Genomic DNA, 12,951 nt, shown 5'->3' on the forward strand with positions numbered 1-12,951 from the left:
GCTGGGGCGCCGGGCCCCGCCCGTGTCGGTCCCGGCCGGGCTGAGTCAGACGGCGACGGCATGGCGGGGTCCCTCGGTCGCGGCAGGCAACGTTGCGTCGAACACGGCCGCGACGGCACGCAGGAAGGGGCGCCCCAGCTCTGTCACCTGAACATGCGTATCGTGAATGGTCACCAGACCGTCCCTCTCGAACCCGGCAAGCCTGGCACGCGCGCCGCCAAACGCACCCCAGCCGACACCCGTCGTAGCGCGCAGGTCGACGGCCAGATCGCACATCAGACGCTCGATCACCGTCCAGCGGCGATGGTCGTCTTCGGTGCGGGCAAGGCCGTGCTGCACTGGCAAGGCGGCGTCACGGCCCAGAGCCCGCGCATAGGCCTGCGTGGTCGCCGCGTTCTGGACAATGCCTTCGGGAAACAGGGAAATCGCCGACGCGCCCAGGCCGATCAGGACCGGGGCATCGTCGGTGGTGTAGCCCTGGAAATTACGGTGCAGGCGCGTGCCCGGTGCCCCGGTCTGCCCCCCGGTCCGTGCCAGATGGTCAGACGGTCGCGCATAATGGTCCAGACCCACCGCGACGTATCCGGCGCCCCGCAGGACATCGTCGATCTCCGCGCGCTGTTCAAAACGCGCGCGGGTTCCGGGAAGCGCCTGTCCGTCGATAAGCGTCTGGCGCCTGACCTTCCAGGGAACATGGGCGTAGCCGAACACGGCGATCCGGTCGGGCTCGTAGTGTGCGATGCGACGGGCAGTTGCCCCGACCGACGCCATCGTCTGGTGTGGCAGCCCATACATAAGATCGACATTGACCGAGGCCACCCCCGCTTCGGACCGCAGACGCGCGAGGCACGTCGCCGTCAGCACCTCGGGCTGAAGCCGCCCGCAGGCCTGCTGGACCACGGGGTCCAGATCCTGCACGCCGACGCTGGCGCGCGTGAAGCGATAGGTCTTCAGGAGGGCCGGATAGTCGTCCGGCAGATGCCGGGGATCGAGTTCGATCGCCCGCTCCGCGTCCGGCATGAACGTGAACTGACGTTCGATCTCCCTCATCACCCGGGCAAAGGTCGACGGCGGAAGGGCCGTGGGCGTTCCGCCGCCCCAATGGAGCGCGGTCACGCGGCCCCGTCCGTGCAGACGGCCGGCGACACGGCTGATTTCCTCGATCAGGAGGGCACCATAGGCCGCGCGCACCGAACTGCTGTTCACGACACTGGTGTTGCAGCCACAGAAGCTGCACATCTCGTGACAGAACGGCACATGCAGATAGAGCGAGATCGGCGTTTCCGCCGCCACCGCGTCGAGCCACCCGGCACTCTGCGCGGCGCCGGTGTCCGGATCGAACCGCGTCGCCGGCGGATAGCTGGTGTAGCGGGGGACCGCGCCCCCGTACCGTGCCAGCAAAACGTCCAAACGCGATTCGTCCATCGGATCAGAAACGATAGGCGATACCGGCGCCCACCACGGTCGGATCGAGCGAGTCGTGGGCCTTGATGAAGGAACCGCTGTCACGATCGTTCACCCAGGCATGGGCGCGCATGAACATCTGCTTGGCATCCATGTTGAAGAACCAGTTCCCCACGACCTGATAGTCGAACCCGATATCGACCGACGGTCCGCCCGTCACGCCCAGATTGAGCTTCTGCATGATGCCGCCCGCTGGCGACACATTGTGGAACCAGGCCAGCGTGCCGCCCACGCCCACATACGGATTGAAGCGCTTGTGCGGACGAAAATGCCAGGCAAACGTGATCGTCGGCGGCAGAACCCACGCGCTGCCGACATCGAGATGGCCCAACGGGGTTCCGGTCGCGGCGATTTCGTGACGCGTGCTGGCCGCGATCAGGTCGACGGACACATTATCCGTGAAGAAATACTCGAACGTCAGTTCCGGGGCCGCCTGGCGCGTCGCCTTGATGGCGCCCGCGATATGCTGGCCGTTCAGCCAGATCCGGCTGCTGGTGTCTTCGGGCATCACGCCGATCGCCGACAGGCGGATCAGGAAATCGCCCTTGCCCAGACCGATTTTCGTCGAGGCACAGGTCTCGAACAGCCCGCAATGCCCCGAGGGCGCGGCGGGGGCCGTCGCCGGGGCGGCCACGGGCGCGTTGACATAGACGCCATTTGCCGACTGGGCGCGTGCGGCCAGCGGGGTTACCGCCAGACCGGCCAGGGTGGACAGGGCAACAAGCGTGTTTCTGATGCGGGCCATGATCGTTTCTGATTCTCAATCGTGTCTTCGTTGAAGCCACCTAATCACGCCACGGCGAGGATGCCCTTGACCTGCGTCAACGAACCCCCGCGTTGCGCGCAGGCATGTCATGTCAGCGGCTTGAGCAGCACGACGTCGTCGGGCCGAAAGCCCATGGTCAAAAGGGTGGTGTGGGTACCAGACCCGTGTTTGGAGCTCAGCACGGTCCGAATCGCCCCACATCCGCGGGCGATAGCCTCACTCTCGAGACACATGCCCAGAGCGCGCGCGATCTCGTCCTGCAGCGACAGGCTGGCCACCACGAAATGCTGGACAAGCAACACGCGCCCGAAATGCATATCCGGGTCCTGCCGAAAGAGGGCCACGGCACAGGGGCGGCCCTGCGGCCCGATCTCGGCGACGACGCCGCCACTGCGCACGCAGCGGTCGCCGAACGTGGGTCGCACGGCACGACGGCGCCACGCCGTCATGCCAAGACCGGGCGATGCGTGCGCCAGAAGAGGAAAGACAGCCGGAACGTCGGCAGCCCGCATGCAGCGCGTCCGAATGGACACCTCGACACCGGGACAGGGATCGGACGCATAACCGGACATCATCACTAGGGTGTAAAATCGGGCGGCACACGACGCATTGACACACGTCAAGGGTTGCTCCCGCCCCGCACGGATGGGACATACTGTACAGCCGATGCGACACCCGCCAGACCGGCTTATGTGACGGGAGAGTTGGAACACATGTCTGATGCCGCCACACACGGGTCGTTGACGGGCCTGCGATCCTGCGTCCGGCCGGGCAACCGGGCCGGTGGTGTTTCGCAATGCAGCCGCTGCGGGGCACGGAAAGCCAGCGTCTGCAATGCGATCGGCGATCCCGACCTGGACCGTCTGGCAGCCAGCGTCGTGCATATGACGGTCCCGCCGGGCTGCTCCTTTATCGAGGACGGAGCCGAGGCGACCGATTTTTTCAACATCACGTCCGGGACGGCGAAGCTGTTCAAGCTGCTGCCCGACGGGCGGCGCCAGATCACCGGCTTCGCGACCGCGGGTCATTTCCTCGGGCTGGCGGTCGGCGATCATTATGCCTTCGGGGCCGAAGCGATCGACACGGTGCATCTGTGCCGTTTTTCACGACCGCGCATGACGCGCCTGATGGACGACTTCCCCCGGCTCGAGCGGCGCCTGCTGGAGGAAGCCTCCAACGAACTCGTGGTGGCACAGAACCAGATGCTGCTGCTGGGGCGCAAGACGGCGCGCGAACGCGTGGCGACGTTCCTGCTCGAGCGCTTACGTAATGCGGAGGAGGACGATGTGCTGGTCCTGCCGATGACGCGCACCGATATCGCCGATTATCTCGGCCTGACCATAGAAACCGTCAGCCGCACGCTGAGTGCCCTGCGCAAGGAAGGGCTGATCGCCGACGCAGGCAGCCATAATCTGCGCCTGCTTGATGCCGACCGTCTGGCCGACATCGCGGAGGGCGACCGGGACTGACGGCGGCACGCAGGCCGGCGCTCACGCGTCCTCGTTATTGCCGAAATCCATCGCCCCGTAGTCGCGGCCCAGCGTCCGCAGCGTCGTCGGGCGGACAGGACCGCCCAGGATGTGACCGATGGGCGTCAGCTGTTCGACATGGTCACAAATAATCTTGAAGACGGCGAGCATGGGCACGGACAGAAACGCGCCCGAAATGCCCCATAGCCAGTCCCAGAACATCAGCGATGCCATGACCAGCACGGGGTTGAGCGTGAAGCGCTTGGCGAGCAGCATGGGTGTAATGACCTCGCCCTCGAGCATATGAATGCACAGGTAGATGGTCGGCGCGGCGAAGGACTGAAACAGGGATGGAAACGTGAACAGTCCCACGAAGAAATAGATCACGACACCGGTCAGCGGCCCGATGATCGGAATGTAGTTGAGCAGAAACGCCAGCACCCCCCAGAGCAGGGGATTGGGCATGCCGACCAGCCAGCACTGCACCAGATTGAACACCCCGACCAGAAGATTCATGATCGTGATGGTCGCGAGATAGAGCGACACGTTCCGCTCGATCTGCGACGCGATCCGCACCGCGCGACGCTTGTCGGCAAAAGTCGGCATGATTTCCACGAACCGGCGCAGCAGACTGTCCCCTTCGGTCAGAAGAAAGAACAGCATCAGCAGCATGGTCAGCAGCTGACCGATCAGAAGCCGCGTGTGATCAAAGACGGTCGTGCCGAGGCGACGCAACCCGTCCCCCCCGGCGCCGGGTGCGAGAGCGGAAGATGGGTCGGCATTGCCGCCCGACAGAATGATCTGGATATGGGTATAGGCATTGGTGATGGCGTCGAGAGGCTCACGCAGCACCGCAAGCTGAGCCTGCAACGCCGGAAGCCCTTCCGGCGCCCGTGAGATCCATCCCGCGGCCGGCACGGAGATCGCGATCCCGATGGCGCTGATCACGCCCGCCAGGCCAAGCATCAATACCAGTGCGGCCAGCGGTTTCGGTACGCGGAGACGATGCGACAGAACGCGCATCGGACCGACCAGCAACAGATTGATCACCAGGGCCAGCACGAAGGGCAACACGATCTGCGACGCGACTGACAAGGTGTAGAACACGGCCAGCACGGTCAGAATCAGCAGGCATACCTCGGTGAGGCTAAGCTTGGTTCGTTTATACGCCGACTGGACGCTCTCGCGTTGATCGTGTTCAGGAGGCACCCGGGTCGGCTTTCGTGAAGGACGTCGTTCTGACGTCGCTCACCCGTAACGCGTTCCATTCCCCCCCACAAGGACTCTCGCGACGGGTATGCCGCGCGCACGGCAGCGGATAGAACCATCGGTAGTGTTCATGAGGAACGGATGCGATCCGGACCGGAAAAGCGCGGTCGCGGGCACGGTATGAGGAGGCCGGGTCGATGAGCCGAAACATCTGTCTGTTCGCCCAGTATGAGCCACGCGGGACGCTGCCTGTCCATGTCCGCCACCTGCTGCGCCAGATCCAGGAGTGTGGCTTCAGGGTCGTCATGGCCTGTTCCGGTCATGACACCGTCCCGGACGAGGTGGCGGCTTTCTGCGATGCGAACAGCATCACGGTCGTTGCACGGGCAAACGGCGGACTGGACTTCGGCGCCTGGCAGCATCTGATTCAACAGGGGTATGCCCGGGGCGACGGGGCACTTTTGTTTGCCAACGACAGTGTCTTCGGGCCTCTGCGCCCTTTGGCACCCCTGATCTCTTCCCTCGCGGATGCAGACGTCTGGGGACTGGTCGACAGTCAGGAGGTCCACTGGCACCTCCAGTCATGGTTTTTCGGACTGTCCCGCGCGGCCTTCGAGCGCCCGGCCATTCAACGCGTGTTCGCGATGCCGTTCGCCGGCATGGAGCGCGCGGAAATCGTCTTTCATGGCGAGATTGGCCTTGGCGTCGCGATCAGGGCAGAAGGATTACGCGTCGAGGTCGCGCAGACGTCTCGCACCGGCCGCCTCTCGTCTGTTTTTCCGGTCAATCCAATGCATGTGCATTGGAGAACCTCGATTACGTCCGGACGAGTGCCGTTTCTCAAAGTCGAAGTATTGCGCGACAACGCGCAACGCATCGCGTGGCTCAAGACATGGCCCGAGGCGATTCTGGACACGTCATTCTTTGCGCCTCAATGGATCGAGACACATCTGGCCGGTTTGAACGCGAAGGAGTCCCCTCCGCCCTCTATCGCGACCCAATTACTGCGCGGCGCCATCAGTCAAGACTCCGGAAGCCTTGGCGCGACGTTGAAAGAACTCCTGAAGGCTAGACGTTAGCGCCGTCGTCATCCATAAAAAAAGCCGGGCTTTCGCCCGGCTTCTTTCCCTCGGAAACGAAGGCCTGATCAGGACAGTTGGAAGTCGCTGGCCTTGAGGTCCGTAACGTTCAGGAACGTGATCGTCGACTTGTCCGACAGAGTGAGCGTCGTGTTGCCGTTCGACACGACGGCCGAATTCAGCAGGGTCTGAAGTCCGCCATTGTTCTGATAACCGTAATCATACAGAGCGACCTGGTTACCCGCAGCGCTGCCAAAGTCGGTGATCACGGACGAGCCGCCTTCGTGGCCGTTCAGCCACGCGAAGAGGTTGCCCGAGCCCGTTCCGCCGGTCAGCGACGTGCCGCCGGCACCCGCGACCAGAGTGTCCGCACCCGTGCCACCAATGAACACCGTGTAACCGGTGTTGCCGAATGCGTGCAGCGCACTGGTAGTATTGGCGCCGTTCAAGGTCTGGTCGCCACCAAGCGAGGCGAACAGAACGTTACCCGACGACGCGCCGATGTAGGCATTCAGACCCGAGGCACCATAGACGGTCGCCGAACCGGCGGTGATGGTCGTATCGCCCGACCCACCAACAAAGTTCAGGGCGCCACTCACGCTCAGAGAGCCACCGTCGACGTTGGTCGCCGTCAGGTTGCCGGCCGCCGAGATGGTGTCGCTCATGCCGCCAAGCACCGAACCGGTACCGCTGGTGAACGTGACCATATCCGACGAACCGCCCGCCAGCGTCGACCCACCACCGGCGGTGATGGTGCTGCCTGAACCGGCATTGACGATCAGCGCTGACGAGCCGAGCGAAACAATGCTCGAGCCGCCGACGATCGTCACGGTGTCGTGATTTCCGGTACCGGAAATCGTGTCAGTGCCTTCCGAACGAACATAGTTCGTCCCGGCGCCGAGCTGGATGTTGTTGTTCCCGTCGCCAGCGTTGACCGTGTAGATCCCGCTGCCGGTGTAGATGGTGTCGTTGCCCGAGCCGGTCAGGATCGTCGCGGCCGAATTACTGACCGTGCGGATGAGGTTGTCACCGGCGCCACCGACGATGCTCGCGTAGCTGGCAGAGCCACCATCGATCGTCGTGGAGCCCGCATTACCAGAGTAGACCGACACGTGCGACGAAACGGCGCCGGCCACGGAAATGCCGACCGAGGCATTCAGTATGGAGGCGTTGGACGAACCTGCGGCAACCGACTGGCCAACGACGATGGAATTTCCGGCACCCGAGCCGGAGATCGTGTACGCGCCGGCAGATGTCACATCCACCTGGGAACTGCTTGCCGCAGTCGTAGACCCGGCCACGCCGACCACCTGGGTCAGCCCACTGGTTGCGAGCAGGCCTTTGTACAGTTCGACGGCGGCGGAATTGTTAGCGCCGGTTACAGACACATTGATCGTGGTGCCCGAGGCACCCGGTACGGTCACGTAAGCCATTCATTCACCTCATAGGGCAGCGTTATGGTCTACTTCCCGACCGACCAAGGGGCCTAAGACGGGTCATTTCCTGTTGCTAGACGATTCAGAGACGCGACAGCAAGGTATTTTCCGGCCGAACGAGATTTTTCTTCTGTCCGTCACCCGTGGCTTTGCCGCCCCCTTTTCCCCTTGGACCACTCTATAGCTACGCCGCTACACGAAAGTGTATGTTTGGTAACTAGACCCGCCGATGTCCGCCGGTTTGTCTCTTTCGTACCACATCCACAAGACTGCTTAGACGCTGTCGGGAACATGTGTTGCCAGTTCGTGCCGCCAGGCCGCCGCATTTCCGTCCGACGGCGCCCGCCAGTCGCCCCGGGGAGACAGGGCCCCTCCGGCGAGCACTTTCGGCCCGTTGGGCAACGCTGAACGCTTGAACTGGCTGAACCCGAAAAAGCGCCGGAGGAAGACGTCGAGCCAGAGCCGGATGGCCGCAAGGTCATAGGCCCGGCGGGACTCGACGGGAAAGCCGTCCGGCCACGCCCCGCGCGAGACGTCGCCCCACGCCGCCTCGGCCAGGAACGCGATGCGCGACGGGCGAAACCCGTACCGCAACACATAATACAGGGTGAAATCCTGAAGCGCGTAGGGACCAATCCGTGACTCGGTGCTCTGGATCGGCTGATCCTCCGTGGCCGGCACGAGCTCGGGCGAGATTTCCATGTCGACGATGCGCTGAAGCACGCGTCCTGTCGCGCCATCGAACCGACCGGACCCGATCAGCCACCGGATCAGGTGCTGGATCAGGGTCTTGGGCACACCGGCGTTTACCCCGTAATGGGACATCTGGTCGCCGACGCCGTAGGTGCACCAGCCCAACGCCAACTCGGACAGATCGCCGGTGCCGATCACGATCGCGTCGTGCTGGTTGGCGATCCGGAACAGATAGTCGGTGCGCAGCCCGGCCTGCACGTTCTCGAACGTCACGTCGTGCACCGGCTCGCCCTTGGCGAACGGGTGGCCCATCTGTTCGAGCATCAGGCGCGCCGACGGGCGGATATCAAGCTCGGCCGCCGCCACACCCAGTACGCGCATCAGTTCGTGGGCGTTTGTCAGGCTCTCCGACCCGGTGGCGAAGCCGGGCATGGTGTAGGCCAGCACAGCGTCCCGCCCCAGCCCCAGCTCGTCCGCCGCCCGTGCCGCCACCAGCAAGGCATGCGTCGAGTCGAGACCGCCGGACACGCCGATGACCATGCGCCGAACGCCCGTCGCCTGGAGCCGCTGGCGCAGCGCGGACACCTGGATCGTCCAGGCTTCGAAGCAATCCTGTTCCAGGCGCTCAGGCTCGGCTGGCACGAAGGGGAAACGCTGGACCGTGCGCTTCAGGCCGATATCGTCGGCCGGGGGAGCCAGGTCGACCGGCAACCGGCGCCACGGCAGGTCGGGTGATGCCGCCCGCGTCTGCGCGAAGCTCGTCATGCGCATGCGTTCCTGCCGAAGCAGCATCAGGTCGATGTCGGCCATCACGAAGCACGCGCCATCGGGAAAGCGGCCGGACTCGGCCAGCGTCGCGCCGTTCTCGAAAATGGATACCTGACCGTCCCACGCGACGTCGGTCGTCGACTCGCCTTCGCCCGCGGCCGCATAGAGATAGGCGGCCACGCAGCGCATCGACTGGGACTGGCACAACAGCGTACGCTCGCGCGCCTTGCCCACCGTGATGTTGCTGGCCGACAGATTGGCGATCACCGTGGCACCGGCCAGCGCGAGGGCCGTCGACGGAGGCTGCGGCACCCAGAGGTCCTCGCAGATCTCCACACCGACGCACAGTCCCGGCACGTCGCGCGCCTCGATCAGAAGATCGACACCAAACGCGACCGGCCGGCCGCCGAGCATGATCTGATCGCCACGTCGTCCCGCGCCGCCCAGAAACTGCCGCGCCTCATAGAATTCGCGATAGTTGGGAAGGAACGACTTGGGCACCACACCCAGAACCTCGCCCCGGTGAATAATGACGGCACAGTTGAACAGGCCATCGCGATGGCGCAACGGCGCACCGATGACAACGATCGGCAAGAGGGCTGCCGTCTCGCGGGCGACATGGGCGATGGCCTCTTCCACGGCGTCCAGAACGACTTCCTGAAACCGCAGGTCCTCGATGGAGTAGCCGCTGATGCCAAGTTCGGGAAAGACCGTCAGCACCGCGCCCTCTACCGCGCAGTCGCGAACGACCGCCACGGTACGCCGCGCGTTCTCCAGCGGATCGGCCAGCGCCACGGGCAGGGTACAGGCCGCCACCCGGGCGAAACCCTGATGATAGATCGAGCGGAAATCGGGCATGGTGTTGCCTGTCACCTTGTCATCGGTCGTCCACACGCGGGACGTCCTGCAACTTCATGCCCTATCGGCGGTTGAGCCCACAAGACGGAGGATGCCGCGTGCGGCCCAGCCCGGTCCTGCGCGGGCGCCGTCCCGCGCTCTCGCCACGACTTTGACAGGATATCCCATGGACCTGCTTCGCTGGACACTTCTGTTCCTGATACTCGCGCTGGTGTTCGCCGTGTTTGGCTTCGGCGGCATCGCGGCCGACTTCGCGACGATCGGCAAGGCGCTGTTCCTTGTGTTTGTTATCCTCGCGTTGATCACGTTCCTGTTCGGGCGTGGCCGCGGGCGCGGACGGCGACTGTAAACATCGCCAACAGCAGGGCGGCCGCATACAGGCCGCCCAGCACGCTCATCGAGACCGGCAGCCAGGACACCAGATAGGCGGGCGCGTCGCATGGCTTGGCCGGCCGCACCGGCATGGAGGCCAGACGCTCCGCCATGGTGGCCCCCGTGAGCCGGGGCGCCTGGCACTCCGGCAGCGGACTGGACCACCAACCCCACTCTACCCCGCCATGCAGCACGGCAAGCGCGCAGGACACCAGAAGCGTCAGGGCGATCAGTGCCAGGAGTACCTTTCCCCCCCTCCGCCATGGCAGAACAAGCACCAGCAGCGCGGTGAGGCCAATCACACGCCACGGCCAACGCTCCACCAGACAAAGGGCACAGGGCACCATCCCGGCGACGTGTTCCGCCCACCAGGCGATTGCCAGCGCCACGATCGACGCCATGAGCAACATGGCGGCGACCCCGCGGTCACCACCCAATCCGACGCGGGATGTCATCAATCAGTCGTCCAGACCCGCTTTCAGGGCTTTGAGGAAATCGCGCGCCCAGACGCTGGCCGTACTGCGTCGCACCTCGACGTCCAGAGGCGTGAACCGCGCGATGCGTTCGTCGCGGGTCGCCTCCATCGCCAGCGCGAGCGCATCGGCGATTTCGTCGGGGTCGAACGGGTTGACCAGAACGGCATCCATCATTTCCGGCGCGGCGCCGGCGAAGTGCGACAGGATCAGCATCCCCGGGTCGTCGGGATCCTGTGCCGCCACGTATTCCTTCGCCACGAGGTTCATGCCGTCGCGCAGGGGCGTGATCAGCGCGATATCGGCCTCGCGGTAGAACCCGGCCAACGTGTCGCGCGGCACAGGACTGGTCATGTAGCGGACCGGCGTCCAGTCGTAGCTTGCATGCACGCCGTTGATCCGGCCGACCTGTTCGTCGAGCTGGCGCCGCAGGGCCTGATATTCCGGGACGTCACCGCGCGAGACCGGGGCGATCTGAAGAAACGTGACCTTGCCGCGATACTGCGGAAAACGCTCCAGAAACGCTTCGAACCCGGCAAACCGTTCCGGCAGTCCCTTGGAATAGTCCAGGCGATCGACACCCAGGATCAACGTGCGCCCGTGCAGGCTTTCGACCAGACGGCGCACGGCCGGGGTGTCGGCGCTCGCGATGGCCTGACGGTGGAATTCGATCGGATCGATGCCGATGGCGAACGCCTGCGCGCGCGCGGCGATCCCGCACAACGAGAAGGACTGGTTCATGTTCTCGACGTCCTCCTGCGTCTGTACGCCGACCAGGTCATAGGCCTCCATGTCGCGCAGCAGCAGGTCGGCGCCGGGCAGCGAGCGCATCAGGCTCCACGGCGGACACGGAATATGCAGGAAGAAGCCGATGCGGTTGGTCACCCCCAGGTCACGCAGCGCCTGGCCGAGCGGGAACAGGTGATAATCGTGCACCCAGATCACGTCGTCGGGCTGCAACTGCTCCACCAGGACACGCGCGAACAGGGCATTGACCTCCAGATAGGTCTCCCAGTCCGAACGCCGGTAGGTCATCAGGCCGACACGATAGTGGCACAGGGGCCAGAGAAGGCCGTTGGAGAAGTTCTGGTAAAAGCCCTCGAGCTGACGGGCGGTCAGGTCGATCGTGGCATAGGTCACGCCTTCGACGACATCGAGGCTTGGCAACGGGTCGTCGTCACGCTCGTCCGTCGTCGCCCCGGACCAGCCGAACCAGAGGCTCTCGTTGCCGCGCACGGCATCCCGCAGTCCGACCGTCAGTCCGCCGGCGGGCTGAAGACGCTCTCGCGGCGACGGCACGCGGTTGGAGACAATGATCAGACGCCCCATGAAGCACCCTCCCCCGAGGCCGCGAGGCGGGCCAGAAAACCCCGGAACGCTGTCGGATCGGCAAAATCCTCCGGGAGCCGGAAGCCCACGCCGCCAAGGGCGCGCGCCTGTGCGATCGCATCATCGTCGGTCACGTCATCGCCGACGAAGACCGGCAGGCGGCCCGCGAACGGCGCACTGGCCATCACGGCGTTGAGGGCATGGCCCTTGTCCACGCCGGCGGGGCGGATTTCCCACGCCATCTTGGCGGCCTGAATGTGAAACCCGGGGGCGCTGCCGACCCAGCGCTCGGCCATGGCGCGAAGGGCGTCGCCCTTGGCCGGAACCGCGCGGAAATGCAGCACGAAACCGGCACGCTTGCGTTCGACCAGAACGCCGGGCACGCGTGCGGCCACGGCGTCGGCCTCTTCCAGCCATGCGGCGGGCATGACCGGCAGGTCGGCCCGTTCGATGGCCGCCCCCGGCGCGTGGCGCACTGCAATTCCGTGCTCGCCCGCGACGGCATAGGGCAGATCATCGAGGAAATGGTCGATCTGGTCAATCGCCCGCCCGGAGATGACCCCCAGAGCGCCGCCGACACGACCGCGCAGGGCGCGCAGGCTGGCTTTCAGCGTATCGGGAACCACCACGGAGTCCGGCGTGGGTGCGATATCGACCAGTGTCCCGTCGAAATCGAACAGGAACGCTGTGCGATCCGGCGGCGGCAACTGGCTGATCTGAGCGTGAAACTCGGACGTGTCGGTCATGTGTCCATCCCTGCGGCCAAGACGACCGCCGTCCCGCGAACATCGTCGGACCACCGGAAGACGGTGGCCGACAGGATCAGTTCTGGTTCGGCACCGGAGGTGCGAGCTGGGTCGGCGCATCGGCAGACGGCGGCTGATCGGGCACCGCCGGCATTGGCTCGGGAACCAGCGACGTCGGTGCGAGTTGCGTCGGGGCCTCGGAGGCCGGCGGAGGAGGTGCGACGGGACGTCGCGCCGGGACCGGCGGCACGGGGACTGCCGATCCAAAAGGCACTGTCAAAGCGTGTGG

The 12,951-nt window shown here is 65.0% G+C and carries 12 protein-coding genes and 1 pseudogene; 3 read left to right on the forward strand and 10 right to left on the reverse strand.

Annotated elements, in window-relative coordinates:
* Positions 1 to 45 precede the first annotated feature (45 nt).
* From hemN to HUK82_RS10240, 3 genes are all read right to left on the reverse strand, one after another.
* Entirely contained in the window at positions 46 to 1,425 is a 1,380-nt protein-coding gene (gene hemN / locus HUK82_RS10230) for an oxygen-independent coproporphyrinogen III oxidase (protein WP_176613864.1), read from the reverse strand.
* A 4-nt stretch (positions 1,426 to 1,429) separates the two neighbouring features.
* Positions 1,430 to 2,209: an OmpW/AlkL family protein gene (locus tag HUK82_RS10235; protein WP_176613865.1), complete on the reverse strand. Its 780-nt coding sequence runs from the start codon at positions 2,207 to 2,209 to the stop codon at positions 1,430 to 1,432.
* Positions 2,210 to 2,316: 107 nt separating this feature from the next.
* Positions 2,317 to 2,742, reverse strand: a complete 426-nt coding sequence (locus HUK82_RS10240) for a hypothetical protein (protein WP_176613866.1) — start codon at positions 2,740 to 2,742, stop codon at positions 2,317 to 2,319.
* A 201-nt stretch (positions 2,743 to 2,943) separates the two neighbouring features.
* Between HUK82_RS10240 and HUK82_RS10245 the strand changes: the two genes are divergently transcribed.
* Complete coding sequence (locus HUK82_RS10245; protein ID WP_176613867.1) at positions 2,944 to 3,699, forward strand: Crp/Fnr family transcriptional regulator; 756 nt, start codon at positions 2,944 to 2,946, stop codon at positions 3,697 to 3,699.
* 21 nt (positions 3,700 to 3,720) lie between these two features.
* On the opposite strand, the gene HUK82_RS10250 is transcribed toward HUK82_RS10245, so the two are convergent.
* Positions 3,721 to 4,908 (reverse strand): AI-2E family transporter, encoded by a 1,188-nt coding sequence (locus HUK82_RS10250; protein WP_176613868.1) that lies wholly within the window; start codon positions 4,906 to 4,908, stop codon positions 3,721 to 3,723.
* A 197-nt stretch (positions 4,909 to 5,105) separates the two neighbouring features.
* On the opposite strand from HUK82_RS10250, the gene HUK82_RS10255 reads away from it, so the two are divergent.
* Complete coding sequence (locus HUK82_RS10255; RefSeq protein WP_176613869.1) at positions 5,106 to 5,987, forward strand: rhamnan synthesis F family protein; 882 nt, start codon at positions 5,106 to 5,108, stop codon at positions 5,985 to 5,987.
* Positions 5,988 to 6,055: 68 nt separating this feature from the next.
* Here HUK82_RS10255 and HUK82_RS10260 read toward each other — a convergent pair whose 3' ends face one another.
* Together HUK82_RS10260 and HUK82_RS10265 are read right to left on the reverse strand one after the other, a co-directional pair.
* Positions 6,056 to 7,420: a beta strand repeat-containing protein gene (locus HUK82_RS10260; protein ID WP_176613870.1), complete on the reverse strand. Its 1,365-nt coding sequence runs from the start codon at positions 7,418 to 7,420 to the stop codon at positions 6,056 to 6,058.
* A 276-nt stretch (positions 7,421 to 7,696) separates the two neighbouring features.
* Positions 7,697 to 9,742, reverse strand: a complete 2,046-nt coding sequence (locus HUK82_RS10265) for an NAD(+) synthase (RefSeq protein ID WP_176613874.1) — start codon at positions 9,740 to 9,742, stop codon at positions 7,697 to 7,699.
* Between the two features lie 166 nt (positions 9,743 to 9,908).
* On the opposite strand from HUK82_RS10265, the gene HUK82_RS10270 reads away from it, so the two are divergent.
* Positions 9,909 to 10,091 (forward strand): DUF1328 domain-containing protein, encoded by a 183-nt coding sequence (locus HUK82_RS10270; RefSeq protein ID WP_176613871.1) that lies wholly within the window; start codon positions 9,909 to 9,911, stop codon positions 10,089 to 10,091.
* Here HUK82_RS10270 and HUK82_RS10275 read toward each other — a convergent pair.
* The 4 genes and pseudogenes from HUK82_RS10275 to HUK82_RS17190 all read right to left on the reverse strand — a co-directional run.
* Positions 10,045 to 10,569, reverse strand: coding sequence for a disulfide bond formation protein B (locus HUK82_RS10275; RefSeq protein WP_246495604.1), 525 nt, complete (start codon positions 10,567 to 10,569; stop codon positions 10,045 to 10,047). The genes HUK82_RS10270 and HUK82_RS10275 overlap by 47 nt on opposite strands.
* A 3-nt stretch (positions 10,570 to 10,572) precedes the next feature.
* On the reverse strand, positions 10,573 to 11,916 hold the full coding sequence (locus HUK82_RS10280) for an alpha,alpha-trehalose-phosphate synthase (UDP-forming) (RefSeq protein WP_176613872.1): 1,344 nt from the start codon (positions 11,914 to 11,916) through the stop codon (positions 10,573 to 10,575).
* Positions 11,904 to 12,662, reverse strand: a complete 759-nt coding sequence (gene otsB / locus HUK82_RS10285) for a trehalose-phosphatase (RefSeq protein ID WP_176613873.1) — start codon at positions 12,660 to 12,662, stop codon at positions 11,904 to 11,906. Before otsB ends, HUK82_RS10280 begins: the two co-directional genes overlap by 13 nt.
* A gap of 76 nt (positions 12,663 to 12,738) precedes the next feature.
* A pseudogene (locus HUK82_RS17190) lies at positions 12,739 to 12,951 on the reverse strand (hypothetical protein); the annotation flags it as partial.

The sequence above is a fragment of the Ameyamaea chiangmaiensis genome (assembly GCF_013376175.1).
In the GTDB taxonomy this organism is placed as follows: domain Bacteria; phylum Pseudomonadota; class Alphaproteobacteria; order Acetobacterales; family Acetobacteraceae; genus Ameyamaea; species Ameyamaea chiangmaiensis.

Bases quoted from the DNA above. Each gene is read 5' to 3' on its own strand.
- hemN (WP_176613864.1), bottom strand. From the start codon at position 1,425: ATGGACGAATCGCGTTTGGACGTTTTGCTGGCACGGTACGGGGGCGCG.
- HUK82_RS10235 (WP_176613865.1), bottom strand. From the start codon at position 2,209: ATGGCCCGCATCAGAAACACGCTTGTTGCCCTGTCCACCCTGGCCGGT.
- HUK82_RS10240 (WP_176613866.1), bottom strand. From the start codon at position 2,742: ATGCGGGCTGCCGACGTTCCGGCTGTCTTTCCTCTTCTGGCGCACGCA.
- HUK82_RS10245 (WP_176613867.1), top strand. From the start codon at position 2,944: ATGTCTGATGCCGCCACACACGGGTCGTTGACGGGCCTGCGATCCTGC.
- HUK82_RS10255 (WP_176613869.1), top strand. From the start codon at position 5,106: ATGAGCCGAAACATCTGTCTGTTCGCCCAGTATGAGCCACGCGGGACG.
- HUK82_RS10260 (WP_176613870.1), bottom strand. From the start codon at position 7,420: ATGGCTTACGTGACCGTACCGGGTGCCTCGGGCACCACGATCAATGTG.
- HUK82_RS10265 (WP_176613874.1), bottom strand. From the start codon at position 9,742: ATGCCCGATTTCCGCTCGATCTATCATCAGGGTTTCGCCCGGGTGGCG.
- HUK82_RS10270 (WP_176613871.1), top strand. From the start codon at position 9,909: ATGGACCTGCTTCGCTGGACACTTCTGTTCCTGATACTCGCGCTGGTG.
- HUK82_RS10275 (WP_246495604.1), bottom strand. From the start codon at position 10,569: ATGACATCCCGCGTCGGATTGGGTGGTGACCGCGGGGTCGCCGCCATG.
- HUK82_RS10280 (WP_176613872.1), bottom strand. From the start codon at position 11,916: ATGGGGCGTCTGATCATTGTCTCCAACCGCGTGCCGTCGCCGCGAGAG.
- otsB (WP_176613873.1), bottom strand. From the start codon at position 12,662: ATGACCGACACGTCCGAGTTTCACGCTCAGATCAGCCAGTTGCCGCCG.